17 protein-coding genes and 1 pseudogene are annotated in these 20,031 nt (G+C 63.7%); 9 read left to right on the top strand and 9 right to left on the bottom strand.

The features are described from left to right. From xerD to VMA74_RS05015, 7 genes are all read left to right on the top strand, one after another. On the top strand, window positions 1-830 hold an 830-nt coding region (xerD, locus tag VMA74_RS04985; protein ID WP_325365404.1), incomplete at its 5' end, for a site-specific tyrosine recombinase XerD. Between the two features lie 187 nt (window positions 831-1,017). Beyond that, window positions 1,018-1,800: a disulfide isomerase DsbC N-terminal domain-containing protein gene (locus tag VMA74_RS04990; RefSeq protein ID WP_325365406.1), complete on the top strand. Its 783-nt coding sequence runs from the start codon at window positions 1,018-1,020 to the stop codon at window positions 1,798-1,800. A gap of 79 nt (window positions 1,801-1,879) precedes the next feature. Beyond that, window positions 1,880-2,749, top strand: coding sequence for a DNA ligase (locus tag VMA74_RS04995; protein WP_325365408.1), 870 nt, complete (start codon window positions 1,880-1,882; stop codon window positions 2,747-2,749). 176 nt (window positions 2,750-2,925) lie between these two features. Then, on the top strand, window positions 2,926-6,786 hold the full coding sequence (gene purL, locus VMA74_RS05000; protein ID WP_325365410.1) for a phosphoribosylformylglycinamidine synthase: 3,861 nt from the start codon (window positions 2,926-2,928) through the stop codon (window positions 6,784-6,786). Then, on the top strand, window positions 6,744-7,529 hold the full coding sequence (locus VMA74_RS05005; protein WP_325365412.1) for a hypothetical protein: 786 nt from the start codon (window positions 6,744-6,746) through the stop codon (window positions 7,527-7,529). Before purL ends, VMA74_RS05005 begins: the two co-directional genes overlap by 43 nt. Before the next feature lie 195 nt (window positions 7,530-7,724). Next, window positions 7,725-8,591 (top strand): glycosyltransferase family 2 protein, encoded by an 867-nt coding sequence (locus VMA74_RS05010; protein ID WP_325365414.1) that lies wholly within the window; start codon window positions 7,725-7,727, stop codon window positions 8,589-8,591. After that, the gene (locus VMA74_RS05015; protein ID WP_325365416.1) at window positions 8,588-9,484 is read left to right on the top strand and encodes a DMT family transporter; all 897 of its coding nucleotides are present in this window, start codon (window positions 8,588-8,590) and stop codon (window positions 9,482-9,484) included. Before VMA74_RS05010 ends, VMA74_RS05015 begins: the two co-directional genes overlap by 4 nt. 3 nt (window positions 9,485-9,487) lie before the next feature. Here the strand turns inward: VMA74_RS05015 and VMA74_RS05020 are convergent, their stop codons facing one another. The 4 genes from VMA74_RS05020 to VMA74_RS05035 all read right to left on the bottom strand — a co-directional run bounded on the left by VMA74_RS05020 (window position 9,488) and on the right by VMA74_RS05035 (window position 13,021). After that, window positions 9,488-9,976, bottom strand: a complete 489-nt coding sequence (locus VMA74_RS05020; protein ID WP_325365418.1) for a DUF2127 domain-containing protein — start codon at window positions 9,974-9,976, stop codon at window positions 9,488-9,490. Window positions 9,977-10,147: 171 nt separating this feature from the next. Next, window positions 10,148-10,633 carry a DUF2127 domain-containing protein gene (locus VMA74_RS05025; RefSeq protein WP_325365420.1) on the bottom strand — a complete coding sequence of 162 codons (486 nt, stop codon included), beginning with the start codon at window positions 10,631-10,633 and terminating at the stop codon, window positions 10,148-10,150. Between the two features lie 111 nt (window positions 10,634-10,744). After that, window positions 10,745-10,933: a YbdD/YjiX family protein gene (locus VMA74_RS05030; protein WP_325365422.1), complete on the bottom strand. Its 189-nt coding sequence runs from the start codon at window positions 10,931-10,933 to the stop codon at window positions 10,745-10,747. A 3-nt stretch (window positions 10,934-10,936) separates the two neighbouring features. Continuing rightward, window positions 10,937-13,021, bottom strand: a complete 2,085-nt coding sequence (locus VMA74_RS05035) for a carbon starvation CstA family protein (protein WP_325365424.1) — start codon at window positions 13,019-13,021, stop codon at window positions 10,937-10,939. A gap of 406 nt (window positions 13,022-13,427) precedes the next feature. Here VMA74_RS05035 and def point away from each other — a divergent pair, with 406 nt between their 5' ends. Beyond that, window positions 13,428-13,967: a peptide deformylase gene (gene def / locus VMA74_RS05040; RefSeq protein ID WP_325365426.1), complete on the top strand. Its 540-nt coding sequence runs from the start codon at window positions 13,428-13,430 to the stop codon at window positions 13,965-13,967. 93 nt (window positions 13,968-14,060) lie between these two features. Here the strand turns inward: def and VMA74_RS05045 are convergent, their stop codons facing one another. Together VMA74_RS05045 and VMA74_RS05050 are read right to left on the bottom strand one after the other, a co-directional pair. Beyond that, the gene (locus tag VMA74_RS05045; protein WP_325365428.1) at window positions 14,061-15,278 is read right to left on the bottom strand and encodes an MFS transporter; all 1,218 of its coding nucleotides are present in this window, start codon (window positions 15,276-15,278) and stop codon (window positions 14,061-14,063) included. Then, window positions 15,275-15,736 carry a YybH family protein gene (locus VMA74_RS05050; RefSeq protein ID WP_325365430.1) on the bottom strand — a complete coding sequence of 154 codons (462 nt, stop codon included), beginning with the start codon at window positions 15,734-15,736 and terminating at the stop codon, window positions 15,275-15,277. Before VMA74_RS05050 ends, VMA74_RS05045 begins: the two co-directional genes overlap by 4 nt. Window positions 15,737-15,842: 106 nt before the next feature. Between VMA74_RS05050 and VMA74_RS05055 the strand changes: the two genes are divergently transcribed. Next, window positions 15,843-16,739, top strand: a complete 897-nt coding sequence (locus VMA74_RS05055) for a LysR family transcriptional regulator (RefSeq protein ID WP_325365432.1) — start codon at window positions 15,843-15,845, stop codon at window positions 16,737-16,739. A 27-nt stretch (window positions 16,740-16,766) separates the two neighbouring features. Here the strand turns inward: VMA74_RS05055 and VMA74_RS05060 are convergent, their stop codons facing one another. The 3 genes and pseudogenes from VMA74_RS05060 to VMA74_RS05070 form a co-directional block, all read right to left on the bottom strand. Next, window positions 16,767-17,597: an undecaprenyl-diphosphate phosphatase gene (locus tag VMA74_RS05060; protein WP_325365434.1), complete on the bottom strand. Its 831-nt coding sequence runs from the start codon at window positions 17,595-17,597 to the stop codon at window positions 16,767-16,769. A 115-nt stretch (window positions 17,598-17,712) separates the two neighbouring features. Then, window positions 17,713-19,674: a S1 family peptidase gene (locus tag VMA74_RS05065; RefSeq protein WP_325365436.1), complete on the bottom strand. Its 1,962-nt coding sequence runs from the start codon at window positions 19,672-19,674 to the stop codon at window positions 17,713-17,715. A gap of 174 nt (window positions 19,675-19,848) precedes the next feature. Then, window positions 19,849-20,031, bottom strand: a pseudogene (locus VMA74_RS05070) (orotidine 5'-phosphate decarboxylase); the annotation flags it as partial.

Raw genomic sequence — 20,031 nt, forward strand, 5'->3', positions numbered from 1 at the left:
GCCTGGCCGAACGCACGCTGCAAGCCTATCGCCAGGACCTGGAAGCCTTGTCCCGCTGGTTGGCCACGCGCGGACGGAACCTGCGCACTGCACAGCGTGAAGACCTTTCGGCCTTTCATGGCTCGCAGCCGGTGGCGGTGCGCTCCATGGCGCGGCGCCAGTCGGCATTCCGCCGCTTCTACGCCTCGCTGGCACGTAACGAGCCTGGCTTCGAAGACCCTACGCTGCTGATCGAACGCCCGAAAACGCCGCGCAGCTTGCCCAAGGCGCTGGCCGAACGTGACGTGGAAAGCTTGCTGCGTGCGCCCGATGTCGCGACCACGCTGGGCCTGCGCGACCGTGCCATGCTCGAGCTGATGTACGCCTCCGGCCTGCGCGTTTCCGAGCTGGTGGAACTGCCGCTGGCCGCGCTGAACACCCGCCAGGGTGTCGTGCGTGTCACTGGCAAAGGCGGCAAGGACCGGTTGGTGCCGGTGGGCGAGCTTGCACTGGAATATATCCAGGCGTATCTCACCCAGGCGCGGCCCGTGCTCGCCAAGGGCCGCCAGCCGCTTGCGCTGTTCCTGAGCAAACGCGGCGAAGGCATGACGCGGCAGATGTTCTGGACCCTGGTCAAGCGTCACGCCGTCTCCGTGGGCATCAACAGCAAGCGCATTTCGCCGCACGTATTGCGGCATTCGTTCGCCACGCATCTGCTGAACCACGGCGCAGACCTTCGTGCCTTGCAGATGCTGCTGGGCCACAGCGCACTGAGCACCACGCAAATTTATACGCTGGTAGCCAAGGAAGGTTTGAAGCGCCTGCATGCCCAACATCATCCGCGCGGCTGAGCGCAATCGCAGCGCTGCGCCAGGACAGCCTGCAGATTGTGTTGGAGATTCCATTCGCATGCGTCGCGGGGGCGTAGCATGGTCTTGATGGGACAGCCATATCGGTGCTTCCCTACAACGGGCTATCGCAGGCGATATGCGATACTCAACGCATTTCTCTCACGTCGCCGCTCGGTAAAGAGGTTGTATGTCCAAGAAGTTCTGGCTGGTGCTCTGCGCGAGCGTGCTGACGATGCAAGCGGGCGCGGCAGTGGCGGCGGCTACGGTGTCGGCACCGCCGGTTTCCAATACGCCTGAGGCTGTCGTGCGGCAAACGCTGCTCAAGCTGGTGCCCGGGGCGAAGATCGACCAGATCGTGCCCTCGCCATTGCCGGGCTTCTATCAGGTGATCGCGTCGGGCCATCTGGTGTACATCAGTGGCGACGGCAAATACGTGATCAACGGCGAGGTGATCGATGCCGCCAAGGGCAGCAGCCTCACCGACGATGCCTGGGCCGCGTATCGCAAGACGGAGCTGGCCAAGGTGCCGGTGTCCGATCGCATCGTGTTCGCACCGCCGAGCCCCAAGTACACCGTTACTGTGTTCACCGACGTGACCTGCCCGTACTGCCGTGTGCTGCACGAGCAGATCAATGCCTTCAACAAGGAAGGCATTGCCGTGCAATACCTGGCGTGGCCGCGTGCCGGCGTCACTGGCGACGACGGCAAGCCCACCGCGACGTACAAGGAAATGGTGTCGATCTGGTGTGCCGCCGACCGCAACGATGCCTTCACACAGGCCAAGAAGGGACATGACCCGAAGCCTGCCGATTGCAAGAATCCGGTCAAGGATCAATTCGATCTCGGCTTGCGCCTCGGCGTGACCGGTACTCCGGCCGTCTATGCCGAGGACGGTACGCTGATTGGCGGTTACCTGTCGCCGCAGGACATGCTCAAAGCGGTGCAGGAGCACTCCGCCAAGGGCGGTTGATCCATCGACGCAGTGGCGGGATGTCTTGAGAATGTCTTCGTGGGAGTAACGAAGACAGGCTCGTACGAAAGGACGTCTCATGCAGACATCGCTGCACTCGACCGGCGCATTGCGCGCGCGCTGGATCATGCTGATCGCGCTCTTTGTCGCCTGGCCGGTCTATCCGGCGACGCTGTCGCCTTCGCCGGTGATGCTGGCGAACGTTTATCACGCCGGCATCACGCTCGGCGATTATTGGGTCAGCGAGAAGTACGACGGCGTGCGTGGCTACTGGGATGGCACAACGCTGCGTACGCGTAGCGGCGCGGTCATTGCCGTGCCCGCATGGTTCATCGCGGATTGGCCGAAGACGCCGATGGACGGCGAATTGTGGGCCGGCCGTGGCCGATTCGAGCGCGCCTCGTCCACCATTCGCCAGCAGCCGGCCGACGACGAAGCATGGCGCCACATGCGCTACATGGTGTTCGATCTGCCTGCGCAGCCGGGCGCGTTCGATCAGCGCCTGCCCGCGCTGCAGCAGCTGGTGGCGCAGATCGACCACCCGTGGGTGCAGGCCGTGCCGCAATTCAAGGTCGCCACCGAAGCGGAACTCAAGCATCGGCTGGGCGAGGTTGCACAAGCGGGCGGCGAAGGCCTGGTGCTGCACCGTGGCGCATCCCCCTATCGTGCCGGCCGCAGCGACGATCTGCTGAAGCTAAAACCGTTCGACGATGCCGAGGCGCGCGTGGTCGGCCACCTGCCGGGCAAGGGCAAATACACCGGCATGCTGGGCTCGCTGCTGGTGGAACTGCCGGACGGCACGCGTTTTCGCATCGGCACCGGCTTGAGCGACGAGCAGCGCCGCCATCCGCCGCCGGTAGGCAGCATGGTGACGTTCCAGTACCAGGGCATGACCGCCGGCGGCAAGCCGCGCTTCGCGCGATTCATGCGCGTGCGGGAGGAGCCGTAGGTTGGCGATGAGGGTGAGCGGGACCCCGGCACAATGGTGTGTGCATGGCAACGCTGGGGTTCGGCCGCACCTCACCGCCAAACCTACGAACGCCCCGCCCTTGGCCGGGAGGGAGCGAGCATGGCGCGCCTCAGGTACAATAAGCCGCTCCACTGCATAGCGCCTTTCCCCCCGCAATGATCGCACTCGACGGGCAGAGCGCCCTCTCGTCTTTTCGCCTGGAACGTCTCAATGCGCGCCTGGATGCCTTGCATCATGGTGCCCGCGTGCAGGCCTGCTGGTTCGTCTATTTCATCGATGCGGCCGCTGAGCCGGCGGACGAACAGCGCAAGCGCCTGCTGCAGGCGCTGGATGCCAAGGACACCAAGCCGGAAATGGCCTCGCTGTGGGTGGTGCCGCGCCTCGGCACGATTTCCCCGTGGTCGAGCAAGGCCACCGATATCCTGCATGACTGCGGCTTCGACGTGCGCCGTGTCGAGCGCGGCATCGCCTATCAGGTAAGCGGGCTGCCGGCTACCGAGGATGCCAGCTATCGGGAGCTGCTCGCCGTACTGCACGATGCGATGACGCAATCGGTGCTCACCCGTCTCGATCAGGCGCAAGGCTTGTTCCTTGCCGGTCAACCTGGCGACTTGGTGCACATCGCCTTGGGCGCCGATCCGCGTGCGGCCTTGACCCGCGCCAACACCGAGCTGGGTCTGGCGCTGGCTGACGACGAGATCGACTACCTGGCCGCGCGCTACGCTGAACTCGGTCGCGATCCCACCGATGCCGAACTCTTCATGTTCGCGCAGGCCAACTCCGAGCACTGCCGCCACAAGGTATTCAACGCCAGTTGGACCCTGGACGGCGAAGTGCAGGAGAAAAGCCTGTTCGCCATGATCAAGCACACGCACCAGCATGCGCCGGCCTATACGCTTTCCGCCTACAAAGACAACGCCGCGGTGGTCGAAGGTTATGCCGGCAAGCGTTTCGCGTGCGGCGATGATGGCGTGTGGCGCGCCAGCGACGAGCGCATCGATTACGCCATCAAGGTCGAAACGCACAACCATCCCACCGCGATTGCGCCCTGGCCGGGTGCGGCGACCGGCGCGGGCGGCGAGATTCGCGATGAGGGCGCTACTGGGCGCGGTGCAAAACCAAAAGCCGGCCTTACCGGTTTCTCCGTATCGGATCTGCGCATTCCCGGCTCACCGCAGCCGTGGGAAATCGAACGCCCGCTGCCGCCGCGCATGGCCAGCGCGTTCGAAATCATGCGCGATGGCCCGCTCGGCGCCGCCGCGTTCAACAACGAATTCGGCCGCCCGTGCCTGGGCGGCTATTTCCGCACCTACGAGCATGAAACCGGTGAAGCCGGCGTGCGTCGCGGTTACGACAAGCCGATCATGATCGCCGGTGGTCTGGCCAACATCCGCAGCGAGCATGTGCAGAAGCGCGAGTTGCAACCGGGGCATGCGGTGATCGTGCTCGGCGGTCCGGCCATGCTGATCGGCCTGGGCGGCGGTGCCGCCTCGTCGATGGCCTCCGGCGCCTCCAGTGCAGAACTCGACTTCGCCTCCGTGCAGCGCGACAACGCGGAAATGGAACGCCGTTGCCAGCAAGTGATCGACAGCTGTTGGTCGCTGGGCGAGCGCAATCCCATCGTGAGCATTCACGACGTCGGCGCCGGTGGTTTGTCCAACGCCATTCCCGAATTGCTCAATGATGCCGGGGTGGGCGGCGAGATCGACCTGTCGAAAGTGCCGTGTGACGATCCTTCGCTGTCGCCGATGCAGGTATGGAGCAACGAATCGCAAGAGCGCTACGTGCTGGCGATCGCGCAGGAACACCTGCCGCAGTTCGAAGCGTTCTGCGCGCGCGAACGCTGTCCCTATGCCGTGGTGGGCACCGCGACCAAGGAACGCGTGCTGCGCGTGACTGATCCGCGCCGCCAGCTGGCGGTGATCGACCTGCCGATGGACGTGCTGTTCGGCAAGGCGCCGCGCATGCACCGCGATACCAGGCACATCAAGCCGCGCATCGACCTGATTCCGGATCTCAGCGGCATCGGCATGGACGAAGCGCTGATGCGCGTGCTGCGGCTGCCGACGGTCGGCAGCAAGAGCTTTCTCATCACCATCGGCGACCGCAGCGTGGGTGGCTTGTGCGCGCGCGATCCGATGGTCGGGCCATGGCAGGTGCCGGTGGCCGATTGCGCTGTGACGCTGATGGATTTCGAAGGCTACCAGGGCGAAGCGATGGCGATGGCCGAACGCGCGCCGGTGGCTTTGCTCAACAGCGCGGCTGCGGCGCGTCTTGCCGTCGGCGAGGCCATCACCAATCTCGCCGCAGCGCCGATCGAACATCTGAACGAAGTGCGCCTTTCCGCCAACTGGATGGCGGCCGTGAATCATCCGGGCGAAGACGCTGCCTTGTTCGATGCCGTGAAGGCCGTTGGCATGGAGCTGTGTCCGGAACTGGATATCTCCATTCCGGTCGGCAAGGATTCGCTGTCCATGCAGACCGTGTGGCATGACGGCGATACGCCGCAGCGCACCGTGGCACCGGTGTCGCTGGTGATCACCGGCTTCGCGCGCGTCGGCGACGTTCGCCGCACGCTTACGCCGCAACTTCGGCTCGACCGCGGCGATTCCGATCTGTGGCTGATCGATCTTGGCGCCGGCCGCGGCCGCCTCGGCGGCTCGGCGTTGACGCAAGTATTCAACCGCGGCGGCGGCGTACCGCCGGATCTGGACGATGCCAAGCGCCTGAAGGCGCTGTTCGAGCTGGTGCAGGAAGCCAATCACGCGGGCATGCTGCTGGCTTATCACGACCGCTCCGATGGCGGCGTGATCGTCACCTTGCTGGAAATGGCCTTTGCCGGCCGCTGCGGCCTGGAAATCACGCTGGATGGCTGGGCCGAAGCCACGCTGCGCGCCCTGTTCAACGAAGAGCTTGGCGCCGTGCTGCAAGTGGCGGTCGCCAATCGCGAAGCGTTCGAATCGCTGCTGATCAAGCACGGCCTGGCCGGGCTGGCCAATCGCATCGGCCGTCCGAAGGAAAAGCTTGGCATCAAGCTCTTCCTCAACAAGGAAACGCTGTTCAAGTGGAACTGGACGCAATTGCTCAAGGCCTGGAACGAAACCAGTCATGCGATGCAGCGCTTGCGCGACAACCCGTTGAGTGCGGATGCCGAACGGGAGTGGCGCCTCGACGACGCCGATGCCGGCATCAGTCCGAAGTTGACGTTTGACCCGGTCGAAGACATTGCTGCCCCGTATATCGCGAAAGCGGCGCGCCCGCGCGTAGCCATCCTGCGCGAGCAAGGCGTCAACGGCCAGGTCGAAATGGCGGCGGCATTCACACGCGCCGGCTTCGACGCGGTGGATGTACACATGTCCGACCTGGTCAGCGGGCGCATCAAGCTCGGCGATTTCCGCGGTTTCGCGGCGTGCGGCGGCTTTTCGTTTGGCGACGTGCTCGGCGCCGGCCGCGGTTGGGCGGCATCGATCCTCTACAACGACATGCTGCGGGCGCAATTCACTGCTTTCTTCGCCGACGCGAGCCGGTTCGCCCTGGGTGTTTGCAACGGCTGCCAGATGCTGAGCCAGCTGAAGGAAATCATTCCCGATGCGCAGCACTGGCCGAAGTTCTTGCGCAATGCCTCCGAGCAATACGAAGCGCGCCTGGCCACGCTCGAAGTGCTGGAGTCGCCCAGCATCTTCTTCAAGGGCATGACCGGCTCGCGCATTCCCGTGGTGGTGGCGCATGGCGAGGGGCGCGTGGCGTTCCCGGCATCGTGCAGTCCGTCGAAATCGGGTAGCGCCGTGCGCTTCGTCGACAATCGCGGCAAGCCGACCGAACACTATCCGCTCAACCCCAACGGTTCGCCGGGCGGTCTGGCCGGCTTCACCGCGGCGGATGGGCGTGTGACGATCCTGATGCCGCACCCGGAGCGCGTGTTCCGCAGCGTGCAAATGAGCTGGCATCCGGAATCCTGGGGCGAGGATTCGCCGTGGATGCGCATGTTCCGCAACGCCAGGGTGTGGTGCGGCTGACCTTCACCGCACCGCAGCGCCGATGGCCTGCCTGGTTGCTGGCCATCGCCTGGGCACTTTTGCTTGGCGTGATGCCGTGGTGGGCCGGCCTGCCGTTGCTGTTGGGATTGGCGGTGATCCAGGCGATACAGCTGCCGCGCCTGCTGCGTTATCAGCGCCTGCTTCGGCGTGCTCTGCGGTGGGGCCTTGCCGGCCTGCTGGCTGCGGCGTATCGCGCTTTCGACAACCATGGGCTCGGGCTCACCTTGGCCGCGCTCGCGGCGCTGGCCGGTTTCTCGCTGCTGGTGTTGCTCGAATCCTGGCAGCACCACAAGCCCCGGCGCAGCGCTACCCCTGCCGCGGCATCGCCGGAATGGAAAGAATTGGCGTTGGCGCCGATCGGTCCCGCCGATACCCTCATCGAGTTGCAGGCGCCTCGTTGGATAGCGTTGGACGGTACCGCACCGGATGCTCCGGCGGATCTGACCATGATCGATGCGCATCGCTGCCGCATCGGTGCAAGCATATGCATCGACCCTGTCGAGCCACAGGTTTCGATTGCACCGGGGGCGCATTGGTTTGCATGGCCGATGACGGCAGGGCGTGGCGTAGTGCTGTACGATCGCGCCCACGACAAGCCCTATCGGCTGCGCGGATGGCAGCTGTATGGATGGCATGCCGGAGAGGCCTGGTTGAGCCGCGGCGACGATTGGCCGCCATTGGCGCTGTCACATGTGCTGGGACAGGATCAGCGCGACGAGTAGTGGGTGGCCTTGCTGCCCGAATGGCATGGCCGTCATTCCGGCGGAGAGGTTCAATCCAGTGTGCGTTGCGCGAAGCACTCAAAACCTGTCGAGTGTTGCCCGGCACTCAGGAGTGTCCTGCTTGCGGTCTTGGCCGGCATGATGCGAGCTTCAAATCATTCATAAGGTCGGAAATCAGGAAATCGCTGTTCAATCATGCCCGCACTCGATGGCTCCATACCGCAAGTTAGCGTCATCCTCGTTTCCGCCGACAGCGGCCCGAGCCTGCGTGACTGCGTGAAAGGCGTGCTGGCCTGTACGATGCCGCTCGAAGTGCTGCTGATCGACAACGCATCGGCGGACGGCATTCCGCAGGCGATCGCCCGCGCGCACGAAAGCGATCCGCGGCTCAAGGTGATCTACAACCACGCCAACCTTGGCTTTGGTCCGGCGGTCAACCGTGCGGCGGCACAGGCACGCGGCGATGCCTTGCTGATCCTCAATCCCGATTGCCTGATCGACCAGCATGCCTTGCAGCGTTTGCTGGACGTGCTCGCCACCGAGCAGAAGGCCGGCCTGGTGGGAGCGGTCGTGTGCGATGCGCAAGGCGTTCCCGATCCGGCATCGTTGCGGCACGATCCGGTGCTGGGGCGCGCGCTTGCCACGCTGTTCAAGCGCGAGGGCGGGGTGAATGCACAGCGCATACCCGATCACGTAGTGGAAGCCGAAGCCGTCTCCGGCGCGGTCATGCTGATGCCGCGGCGCGTGTTCGAATGGTTGAACGGCTTCGACGAGAACTATTTCCTGCATTGCGAAGATCTCGACCTGTGCCACCGTGTGCGTGACCTGGGCTGGCGTGTCTTGCTCGCCGGCGACGTGCACGTGTTGCATGGCAAGGGTGGCTCGAGCCGGCATCGGCCGGTGTTCGTGAGCTATCACAAGCATCGCGGCATGTGGCGCTGGTTTCGCAAGTTCGATCCGGCGGCGCGCAATCCGTTGGTTGCCGCGGTGGTGTGGCTGGGCATCTGGTCGCGCTTCGTGCTGAAAATCCCCGGTCAATGGCTGCGGATGACACGTCGATGAGCAATCCATCGCGTATCGGCGTGCTGGCGACCATTGGTCTGCTGGCGATGACCGCCGTGTGGGGTTCCACCTTCGTGCTGATCAAGGGCGTGGTCGATCGCATGCCGGTGGCGGATTTCCTGGCCGTGCGTTTCATCATCGCCGCCATTGCCATGTTCGCCCTGTTTCACCGCCATGTGGTGCGGCTGGAACGCAGGCAACTGTTGCGCGGCATGGCGCTGGGTGCGCTCTATGGCTGCGGACAGTTGCTGCAAACCTGGGGTCTCACGCTGATTTCTCCCAGCGTCAGCGGCTTCGTGACCGGCATGTACGTCGTGTTTACGCCCATGCTCGCCACCTTGCTGCTGCGCCAGCGCATGCCGACCACCGTGTGGCTGGCGGTCGGCTTGGCAACGCTGGGCCTGGGACTGCTCTCGCTCAACGGCTTTTCCGTCGATATGGGCGTATGGCTGACGCTGGCCTCTGCCGCGCTTTACGGCTTGCACATCGTTGCGCTGGGACATTGGTCGCGCGCCGAGGAGGCGTTTGGCCTGTCGGCCGTGCAAATGGCTGTGATCGCACTGGTCTGCCTGCTGGCCACGGCGGGTCACGGTGGCCCGGTGTTGCCGCCGGATCGCAGCGCTTGGATCGCTGTGCTGTACATGGCACTGGTCGCCGGTGCTGGCGCCATGCTGATGCAAACCTGGGCGCAGGCGCATTTGCCTGCCACCCGTGCCGCCATCGTGATGACTACCGAACCGGTGTTCGCCGCGGCCTTTGCCGTCGCACTCGGTAGCGACGTGCTCACCTGGCGCATGCTGTGCGGCGGCGGCCTGGTGCTGGCTGCGATGTACCTGGTGGAGCTGATGCCGCGCCGCCAGCCGCCGGCCGAGGCGATCCATCACGAGGTGTAATGGCTACGCCGCTTTTCGCCGATGCGGCTGCATCGCAATGCGGACCAGGTAGACCACGATCACGATATTGCCGATCAATGCCGCGAGTTTCAGCCAGTTGAACTTGTGGAACACCTCATACACTTCGACCGGAATCAGCGAGCCGGTGGCGATCACGGTGAACCATTCCGCCCAGTGCTTGCGCAGCCACAAGCCGATGCCTTCCGTGGCGAAGATCGCCGCATAGGCCAGCGCCACGATGCCGATGGCCATGAACTTGCTGGGCCCCATTTCCTGCAGCAATCCCACCAGGCGCCAGCGCATGCCGCTGCTGTCCTGCAGCGACAGGTGCTCCAGCGTGTGCACCAGGTGCTCGAAGTTCTCCTCCTGGTGCAGGCCGAACGCAACGGCGGCTACGAAGAGCAGGCACGCCGTCTTGATCACCTCGTAAATGGCGATCACGCGCAGGCCAAAGCTGTGGCGGGCCTCGATCTCGGAAACGGGCTTGGTCATGTGGGGATGCCCAGGGCGATGGCTCGGGTGAAAGGGAGAAGTCTAACCGCAGGTAGCTGCGGCAAGGCCATGACTTTGCCTGGACATGGTCATGGTCTTTGATTCCGAGCGATGGCGAAGGGCGGGCTTACCCCGCCGCACGTCGCGGCATGGATCGGCGGATCAGCCGCATCAAGGCGTGCGCCGGTGAGGCTGCATCGCAATGCGGATCAAATAGACCACGATCACGACGTTGCCGATAAACGCGCCCAGCTTAAGCCAGCTGAATTTGTGGAACATCTCGTACGTCTCCACCGGAATCAGCGAGCCGGTGGCGATCACGGTGAACCATTCCGCCCAGTGCTTGCGCAGCCACAAGCCGATGCCTTCCGTGGCGAAGATCGCCGCATAGGCCAGCGCGGCGATGCCGATCGCGACGAACTTGCTAGGCCCCCACTTCTGCAGCAAGCCGACCAGGCGCCAGCGCATGCCGCTGCTGTCCTGCAACGACAGATGCTCCAGGGTGTGCATCAGGCCCTCGAAATTCTGTTCCCGGTGCAGGCCGAACGCGACGAAGGCCACCAAGACCAGGCATGCCGATTTGATCGCCTTGTAGACGGCGATGATGCGCAGGCCGAGGCTGTGCCGGGCTTCGATCTCGGAAACGGTCTTGGTCATAGGGGAGCGTCCACGCCCATGGCTCGAGTGAAAAGATACCGAGCCAAAACGACTAGGCCATGTCTTTGTATGGGCGTCCCCAGGTTTTCCCAGCGTGAGGAACGACCTGGATCAGCAGCAGCGGCCTCCTGTGCCTTTGTAACGTGCTGTCTGCCGGTCACGGAAAAACTCGGCATAGCTGGGGATTTTGCGTTCCGGATGATGGGTGCGCAGGTGGGCGACATACACGTCGTAATCCGGCACGCCGCAGCTAAGGCGGGCGGTTTGTACCAGGCGTTGCCAAAGTTTATGCAGTGTCATCGTTCAGGCACTCCGGCTTGCCACGCTGGCCAGTGCGATACGTGGTGCTTCGTGCGCCGTGGGTACATTGCTACGCAAGGCCTTCAAAATGGCGTAGATGCTGAAGCAAAGCATCGTCAACACCAGCAGGATGAACACCGCCGTGAGCGTTGCGTCCACGCTGTTGTTGGTGATGATGCGCTGCATTTCATTCAAGGATTTGGCCGGCGCCAGCAGCTTGCCGGCGTCCATCGCATCCCGGTATTTCTGCGCGGCGGTGGTGAAGCTGATCGAACCGGTGAGCTTTTCGAAACCGGCCGTGAGCGTGCAGGTGACCAGCCATAGCGCCGGTATGCCAGGCACCCACCCATAGCGTTCGCGCTTGAGTTTTACCGTGACCACGGTGGCCAGCATCAGTGCGATCGCCGCCAGCATCTGGTTGGCGATGCCGAACAATGGCCACAAGGTATTGATGCCGCCCAGCGGATCGACCGCGCCCTGGTACAGGAAATAGCCCCACAAGGCTACGCAGATCGTGGTGGCGAGCACGTTGCCGATCCACGATTCGGTGCTCTTCAGCGGTGCGTAGGCTAGGCCGGCGATCTCCTGGATCATGAAGCGGCCCACGCGCGTGCCGGCATCCACCGTGGTGAGAATGAACAGCGCTTCGAACAGGATCGCGTAGTGATACCAGAACGCCACCATGCCTTCGCCGGGCAGGATGTTGTGCAGCAGTTGCGCCATCCCCACCGCCAGCGTGGGTGCGCCGCCGGCACGGCTGAGGATGCTGGTTTCGCCGATATCCTTCGCGGTGCGCATCAGTTCGTCCGGCGTGACGACGAAGCCCCATTGGCTGATCACGCTGGCAGCGTGCTCCACCGTGTTGCCGATCAGTGCCGACGGCGAGTTCATCGCAAAGTACACGCCAGGATGGAGCGAAGCGGCCGCAATCAAGGCCATGATCGCCACGAACGCTTCCATCAGCATGCCGCCGTAACCGACCATGCGCGCTTCGCCTTCGTTCGACAGCAGCTTCGGCGTGGTACCCGACGCAATGATCGAATGCCAGCCCGACACCGAGCCGCACGCGATGGTGATGAACAGGAACGGGAACCACTGGCCCTGGAACACCGGCCCGGTGCCGTCGATAAAGCGCGAAACCGCCGGCATTTGCAGGTAGGGCGCCGCAAACACGATCGCGATCGCCAGCAGCAGGATCGTGCCGATCTTCAGGAAGGTGGACAGGTAATCACGCGGCGCCAGCAGCAGCCATACCGGCAAGACCGACGCGACGAAACCGTAGATGATCAGCAGCCACGCCAGCGTCGCCGCGTCGAAATCGAACAGCTTCGCCAGATCCGGCGTGGTTGCGATGTGCGAGCCGTAAGCAATGGATGCCAGCAACAGCACGAGGCCGATCAGCGATACCTCCAGGATGCGTCCCGGCCGCAGCCAGCGCAGGTACACGCCCATCAACAGCGCGATGGGAATGGTGCAGGCCACCGAGAAGGTGCCCCATGGGCTGTGCGTCAGCGCCTTCACCACTACCAGCGCCAGCACCGCCAGCACGATCATCATCAAGGCCAGCAGGCCGAACATGGCGGTGACGCCGGCCCATGGCCCCAGCTCCTCGCGCAGCATGTGGCCGAGCGAGCGCGCATCACGGCGTACCGATAGGCCCAGGATCATGAAATCCTGCACCGCACCACCCAGCACCACGCCGAACAGGATCCACAAGGTGCCCGGCAAGTAGCCCATCTGTGCCGCCAACACCGGGCCTACCAGCGGACCTGCGCCGGCAATCGCCGCGAAGTGGTGGCCGAACACCACCCACTTGTCGGTCGGTACGTAGTCCAGTCCGTCGTTGTGCAAGACCGAAGGCGGCGCGCGGCCGGGGTCCATCTGCAGCACGCTGTGTTCGATGAACTTGCCGTAGAAGCGATAGCCGATCAGGAAGATCGCGACTGCGGCGGCCACCAGCCAGATGGCGTTGATCGGTTCGCCTCGGCGCAAGGCGATCACGCCTAGGCAGGCAGCGCCGACGACGGCGATAAGAGCCCAGACGATCTTGCCGACGATACCGATGGGCCTCGTTGCGGTGGCTACCATGAAAGCTCTCCAGTACAGGACTTCATGTCACCCACGCGAGGGGTTCGGCAGCGCAACATGGCTGCGGTAAACAGTACCGTCCGATCCGCGCGGGCGCTGTCTGCCGCCTAGGTTCGTCCTGTCAGCGCCGTGGGTCAATAGCTGATACGCCGAAGATCGTGCTGCCGACGAGTAGGCACGGCGATGGGCAGAAAGCGAGCGCCGGGCGGTTCGTGCCTGGCCTGACCGGGCGGTCAGGTCGTCGTGCAACACAGGCCAAAGCCAGCGGCGTGCGCGCTGCACGCGACCGGCGTCCGGATGTCGGTGCGCCTGTAGCCGCAGACTTGGCAGTGGGCCGTGTGGAAGGCTTGCGTTCCCCGCTTTACCATCCACCTAGGCGTTCTGAGCTTCGTTGCGCGAGGTTGGCATGATCCACGAGATTCTTAAGATGGGCGATCCGCGTTTGCTGCGCGTGGCGCCGCCCGTACCTGACAACATGATCGGCAGTGCCGAGCTCGATGCGCTGATCGCCGACATGTTCGAAACCATGCATGCCGCCGGTGGTGTCGGCCTTGCCGCACCGCAGATCGGGGTGGACCTGCAACTGGTGATTTTCGGATTCGAAAGTTCCGAGCGTTATCCGGATGCACCGCCGGTACCGCAAACCATCCTGCTCAATCCCGTCATTACGCCGTTGTCGCAGGACATGGAGGAAGGCTGGGAAGGCTGTCTTTCCGTGCCTGGCCTGCGTGGCGCGGTGAATCGCTATTCGCTGATCCGCTACGAAGGCATCGATCCGAAAGGCGAACGCATCGATCGCACGGCGGAAGGTTTTCATGCACGCGTGGTGCAGCACGAATGCGATCACCTGATCGGGCGCTTGTATCCGTCGCGTATCACCGACTTCACCAAGTTCGGGTTTACCGAGGTGCTGTTTCCGGGGATGGACCCGAGCGCCGACGAGTAAGAACCTCTAGACAGACTCTAGGGATGCCTGATTAATTCAGCGTAGGTCGCAGCGGCCTGCGGTGGATTAAATCAGAGCATCCCTAAGCGATCGTCAGGATTCTTCGCTAACGCTTAGTACGGTGGCGCCGCTTTCGCACAAGCCATAAACGGCAGCCGTCACGCCGAACATGGTTGCGATGGCGCAGACGCCATTCCATCCCCCGTATGCCCAAGCCACGCCGGCGATAGCAGCGCCTGCCGCCCCGCCGATAAAGAAGATGCCGGTGAACAAGGCATTGATTCGTCCCCGCGCCTCCGGTCGCAGCAGATTCACTGCACGCCGCCCCAGCGCCTGATCGGCAATCGTGCCAGCATCGAGCAGGATCGCCGCCAACACCAACAGGCTCAGCGATAGCCCTGATGAGAGATGCGTAGCCAATACGCCGCCCGTCCAGGCCAATGCGATGGCGAGCATGACCGCCAAGCGCGCCATCTGCGTGCCGATGCGGTCAAGGCCACGATCGCCCAGCCTTCCAGCGAAGGGGGCTGCCAATGCGCCACTCACGCCCACCAGCGTATACAAGGCGATGCCATTGGCGCCCAATGCAAAGGGCGCATTCGACAAGCGCAATGCAACCGTGCTCCAGAACGCATTGAACGCGGCAAAGCAAAGCGCGGCTGCAAAAGCGCGCCGGCGCAGTAGGGGCTCTTCGCGCAACAAGCCTGCCATGGAAGACAGCAACGCGACATAGCGGCCACGATGGGTTGGTCGTCGGCGTGGCAGCGTCCTGGCTAAAGAAATGGTGAGCGTGCACACCGCGGCGGCCAGCACCAGATAACTGGCGCGCCATCCCCAATATCCGCCGACGACGCTCGCAAGCGGGCGTGAGAGCAAGACGCCAAGGATCAGGCCGCTCATGATGTCGCCGATCACGCGTCCGCGCCGTGCCGCCGGCACCATCGCTGCGGCCATGGGTATCAACATCTGAATCGCCGATGCGGTGAAGCCGGTCAGGCCGCTGGCAAGCAGAAATGCGGCCGCCGGTATGGGGCAGGCTGCCAGCAGCAACGCCAGCGTGTTGGCGAACAGCGTGGCGAGAACGAGCGAACGGTTCTCCCACACGTCGCATAACGGTACCAGCAGGAACAAGCCGCACGCATAGCCAAGCAGCGTCATGCTGGCGATGAGTCCTGCCACCGCCGGCGACAGGTGCAGGGTATGCGTCATCATCCCGATCAAGGGCTGCGCCTGATAAAGGCTCAGCACGATCACGGCGGTCGCCACGGCAAACAAACGAACAGGAGCCCGCGGTGCCGTGGCGCCGCTCATCGCACGGCCTCACGATACGCGGCCAACAAGGCCGGGTCTTCGAACGAGCCGTGGTGATGCACTTGTTTCCAGCCGCCGTCGATGCGCCGGAACAGGCGCGTGGTGCGGATCGCCAGCGGCAGTCGCGTGTCGCCGCGCACCAGCGTGCCGCGCTCGCGGCCTACGGCATAGAACATGTCGCCGGCTTCGTGCAGCGTGTAATCATGAAATTCCACCTGTACAAGCGCGCTGCCGCCGAAGATGCGCGCATACACCGCGCGGATCGCCGGCCAGCCGCGCGCGATGCCGCCGAGCGGATTGCTCATCGCAGCCGCTTCGTCGTTCCACCAGTGCTGTTCCATCGCAGGGAGATCACGCTGATTGAACGCGCGGTAGAAGGCGTTCAAGGCCGCGAGCGGTCGATTCGGTTCGATGCCGGCGAGTTGACCATCGATGACTGCTGGATGCGAGTTGGACATGGCATGGCGCTCCGGAAGGTGGATGGCGGCCATTTTCTACAATGGCGACAGAAGGGAGAATCACCGATAACATGGAAGGATCATTCCGGAAAACGGGAGAATCAGCATGGCCAGCCTGGACGATTACCGCGTTTTCATTGCCGTGGTGGAGCAGGGCAATCTCAGCGCTGCTGCGCGGCATCTGCAGCGCTCGCTGCAGGCGGTGAGCCGCGCGCTGGCGTCATTGGAAAACGAACTGGGCGTGGAGTTGATCCAGCGCACGACCCGCCGCGCGCAACCCAGCGAGGCGGGGCTGGCGTTTCATGCGCGCATCAAGGCAGCGCTGGCCGACATCGACCTGGCTCGTTCGGAACTGGCGGCGCATGGCGCGCACATCGATGGCGCGCTGCGCGTCGGCGGTTCCACCCAATTCAGCGCGCCCTATCTGGTGCCGGTGATCGCCGCTTTCATGGAGCGTTATCCGGAGGTGCAGGTTGAACTGGTAGTGGCCGATCAGCGTGCCGATCTGCAACGCGAAAAACTGGACGCAGCCATTCGGCTCGGCGAACTGCCCGCCAGCCGGTTACATGCGCGCCAGCTGGGTATGCTGCGGATGGTGACGATCGGGGCGCCCGGTTATTTCGCGCGTCACGGCCGTCCGCGCGCGCCGGCCGATCTGCGCAAGCATGCATGCATCGTGCGCCGCACGGCGGAGGTGCCGCAACGTTGGGACTATCGCCGCGGAGGCCGCCAACAAGCGGTCGACGTGCGCGGGCGTTTCAGCGCCGACAATGCGGCGGCTTGCAATGCGGCGGTCGTGGCCGGGCTGGGTATCGGCGTGGCTGCGCTATGGCAAGTGCGCCACCTGCTGGACCAGGGGCGGCTGGAAACCGTGCTGGAAGATTGGCAACTGCCGGGGCTGCCCTTGCACATCGTATGGTCGCCGTCGAAGCAGTTGCCCGCGCGCACGCGCGCGTTCATCGATTTCGTGGCGGCGCGCTGGACGGCCGAGCCGCCGGGATAAGCCGCTCGGCCGTCCTGGCAAGCATCTTCAGGTCGGCTGAGGGTGCAGCAGGAACCAACCCAGGAACACCGCGCCGGCAACTACGCAGTACGTGCCGAACGTCGACAGGCGCCCGCGGCCTTCGAAGTAACGCATCAGGAAGCGCAGGCTGAGCCATGCTGCAATCGCCGTCAGCACGCCGCCGAGCAGGGCGTTGCCCAATTGCTCCGGTGCCTTGAACAGTTTGGGAATTTCCAGCACGCCGGCGGCGAGGATGATCGGCGTGCCGAGCAGGAAGGAAAATTCGGCCGCTTTTTCCTTGTCCAGTCCGGTGGCGTAGCCGGCGATCATGGTGAGGCCGCTGCGGGAAAAACCCGGGATCAACGCGCCGATCTGCGCCAGGCCGACCAGGAACGCCTGGCGAAAATTGAGTTTCTCCGGCGCCTTGTGCTGGCGCGTGCGCTCCAGGCGATCGCCCAGCCACAGCAGTACGCCGTTGGCGATCAACGCCACGGCGACGATGCGCAGATCCTTGAACAGCAGCTCCAGCCGCTTCTCCAGCACCAGGCCCACGATGCCGGCCGGAATGGTGCCGATGATCAGCGCCCACATCATGTGGCCTTCGTCGTTGCGGCGCCCGCCCAGCGAAGCGGCGAAGCCACGGATCAAGGCCACCCAGCGATGACGGAAATACCCCAGCAGCGCCAGCGCCGTGCCCAGGTGCAAGGCCACCAGAAAGGGAATCAGTTGCGGCGCATGCTTGTCGATGTGCATGCCGAACAGCGCCGGAACCAACAAGGTGTGGCCAAGACTGCTGACCGGGAAAAGTTCGGTTACGCCCTGCAGCACGCTCAGGAAAATCAGGAACCACAAGCTCACGCGTCGATCCTTATGGGGTCATGGAAAGCCGGCTTGGCGAGCCGGCTCGTCATTATCGGAAATAAAGATGAGGAGAGTGCGAATGAACCGAAACGCGCAGGCTCCGGCATTCGCCTCAGTGTGATTTCACCCGGAACTGCTGCGTCAACAGCCTCAGTTTCGCCTTCATCGCTTCAGGCTTGTGCGTTCCCTGCGTGCCATAGAAGGCGGTGTACAACTCGGTCGTCGCATCGCCGTCGGGCGCATTGATCACCGTGGCGATATCCATCTCGTCGCCGTCGTTGTACGGCACTGCGTCGAACGGATGCTGCTTATGCTGCAGCTTGCCCCAGGCTTCCTTGAAGTTGTCGTCGAGGTCGGGACTGGGCGCGATATGGCGCTTGATGCTGATGCGGTCGGGGTCGGTGATGTTCTTGCGGATCTGGATTACCCCGGTCTGCAGCGTAAATTTGCCGTGGTCCTGGTAATAGCCCGCGCCCACCGCAAGCAAGGTGTCCGGCGCGACCGACTGCAGTGTGGAGGGATAACTGAAGGCGATGTTGCTGCCGTCGTAGCTGAATTGCTTGCCGTATTCGAAGTCGATGTGCGCATCCTTCAGCACGTCGGGCAGCAGCGACGGGTCGGCCAGGAATTCCTTCCACTGCGCCAGCGTGGCGCCGTAGTCGACGTTGAAGAAATCGGTGAGCGCCGTCATGTCGGCCACGCTGTCGTGCGTGCCCATGGAAGGCGTCATGCGCATCATGATGGCGTAACCATCCGGCACCGGTAGCGCGAAGACGGCCATCTGTCCGTTGATGTACGGCAGCGACCATACGAACACTTTCCAATGGCGCTGCCAGCTATCGGTATAGGTCGTGCTGCTGGCGGGATTGCCCAGCGAGATGATCTTGATCTTTTCTGGCCCGATGGCGCGCGTCCAGAAGCCGGTCTTCAGGATCAGATCCATCATCTGTTTGGGATCGTTGTAGAACGTGGCCGCCTTCATGTCGTCGGGGCGGCGCAGATGGACCAGGAAGTTGTGGCCGACCAGGCCGCTGGCGACGTAGCCATTGCCGCTGAGCGGCACGCGATTGTATTCGCGGCCGCTATACGCCCATTGGCCGCTGCGGTTGCGCACGATCAATTCAGGAAACAGGCTGAGTGCGGGCGTCTCGTGCAGGATGTGGTTGGAGCCGGTGCCGTGCGGGAACAGATCGTTGCCCTCTGCTTGCAACAGCTGTTTCAACTGCTTGTCGCCCTGGGCGTAAAGCAGCTTCAGGTACGTGGCGCTGAAATCCGCGTAGCTGGCCGGCAAGGGGAATTGCGCCTTGAAGGTGCTGGTCTGGGTGTCTTCCACCACATCCAGCTGATAAGTGATGCGCTTGTCCATCACTGCCGCGTTATCCGGCGCTTTCAGTACTTCGCCGATCGGTAGCGCATAGTTGAGGTTCTCATTGGGCGACTTCATCAGCACGACGCCGATGACCTTGCCGTTCTGGTCGAGCAGCGGGCCGCCACTGTTGCCGGGCGACGCCGCGGCGGAAAAACGCATCCATTTCCAGCGGCCATTTTCGTCCTCCGGCGTGTCGGAGGTATACAGGCCATCACGAATCACCACGCCGGTGCCCAGTGCGTTGCCGACCGCGTACACCACGCTGTTCAAGGCCGGCTTGGTGTTGGTGGCCAGCGCCGCATTGCCCTTCGGTGGCTCCTTCAGCGAGAACATCACGAAGTCCTGCTGCAGGGAGAATTTTTCGATCTTGTCGATGGCGTACACGTGACCGCTGGCGTCGCGCAGCGCGGGCGCGCCGGTGAGGTCGCCGACGGCGGCAAGCAGCACGTGGCCGGCGGTGACGTAATGGTTGTGCCCGATCGAAAACGCGGTGCCGACGGAAAAATATTTGTCGGTACGCTCTTCGTACGGCAGCAGATCGAGCGGCAGCGGTTTTTCGTAGGTAAGCGGATCGTCCACCGCTCGCGGAATCACCACTTCGAACGTGGCCGCATCGATTTTCGATACCAGCGATGGATCGGGGCTGGCGGCCTCAGCGCGTGGCGCCGCACCCAGCGCTGCCACGGCCAAACCTGCTGCCATCATGGCCCGATACAAGAAAACGCAAGAATTTGAGACTGCTTCCCGAGCCCACCCATTCAACGTCCGCATACGTTCCCTCTTGAGGATTCCTCAACCGGCACATTGCCGATTTCCGCGCGTGATACTGACACACTGCGGTTGAGCGGGGGAGGGCTGGAAACCGGTGAAGCAGGCGGCTCAATCCTGCCGATAGCGATTGATGCTATCGCGCAGATCGCGCGTCGCCTTGCGCGCCGCGTCGGCGAAATCCTCGCCGTTGCCGGCATACAGAATCGCGCGGGAGGAGTTGATCATCAGGCCGGTGCCCGCGGCGGTACGGCCATGCCGAACGACGGCTTGCACGTCGCCACCCTGGGCGCC

This window comes from Dyella sp. (assembly GCF_035508675.1).
Taxonomy (GTDB): domain Bacteria; phylum Pseudomonadota; class Gammaproteobacteria; order Xanthomonadales; family Rhodanobacteraceae; genus Dyella_B.

What these genes read in the sequence shown, in the direction of transcription:
- def (WP_325365426.1), top strand. Translation starts at nt 13,428, where the DNA reads ATGATCCACGAGATTCTTAAGATGGGCGATCCGCGTTTGCTGCGCGTG.
- VMA74_RS04990 (WP_325365406.1), top strand. Translation starts at nt 1,018, where the DNA reads ATGTCCAAGAAGTTCTGGCTGGTGCTCTGCGCGAGCGTGCTGACGATG.
- VMA74_RS05020 (WP_325365418.1), bottom strand. Translation starts at nt 9,976, where the DNA reads ATGACCAAGCCCGTTTCCGAGATCGAGGCCCGCCACAGCTTTGGCCTG.
- VMA74_RS05025 (WP_325365420.1), bottom strand. Translation starts at nt 10,633, where the DNA reads ATGACCAAGACCGTTTCCGAGATCGAAGCCCGGCACAGCCTCGGCCTG.
- VMA74_RS05045 (WP_325365428.1), bottom strand. Translation starts at nt 15,278, where the DNA reads ATGAGCGGCGCCACGGCACCGCGGGCTCCTGTTCGTTTGTTTGCCGTG.
- VMA74_RS05050 (WP_325365430.1), bottom strand. Translation starts at nt 15,736, where the DNA reads ATGTCCAACTCGCATCCAGCAGTCATCGATGGTCAACTCGCCGGCATC.
- VMA74_RS05055 (WP_325365432.1), top strand. Translation starts at nt 15,843, where the DNA reads ATGGCCAGCCTGGACGATTACCGCGTTTTCATTGCCGTGGTGGAGCAG.
- purL (WP_325365410.1), top strand. Translation starts at nt 2,926, where the DNA reads ATGATCGCACTCGACGGGCAGAGCGCCCTCTCGTCTTTTCGCCTGGAA.
- VMA74_RS05015 (WP_325365416.1), top strand. Translation starts at nt 8,588, where the DNA reads ATGAGCAATCCATCGCGTATCGGCGTGCTGGCGACCATTGGTCTGCTG.
- VMA74_RS04995 (WP_325365408.1), top strand. Translation starts at nt 1,880, where the DNA reads ATGCAGACATCGCTGCACTCGACCGGCGCATTGCGCGCGCGCTGGATC.
- VMA74_RS05065 (WP_325365436.1), bottom strand. Translation starts at nt 19,674, where the DNA reads ATGATGGCAGCAGGTTTGGCCGTGGCAGCGCTGGGTGCGGCGCCACGC.
- VMA74_RS05030 (WP_325365422.1), bottom strand. Translation starts at nt 10,933, where the DNA reads ATGACACTGCATAAACTTTGGCAACGCCTGGTACAAACCGCCCGCCTT.
- VMA74_RS05035 (WP_325365424.1), bottom strand. Translation starts at nt 13,021, where the DNA reads ATGGTAGCCACCGCAACGAGGCCCATCGGTATCGTCGGCAAGATCGTC.
- VMA74_RS05010 (WP_325365414.1), top strand. Translation starts at nt 7,725, where the DNA reads ATGCCCGCACTCGATGGCTCCATACCGCAAGTTAGCGTCATCCTCGTT.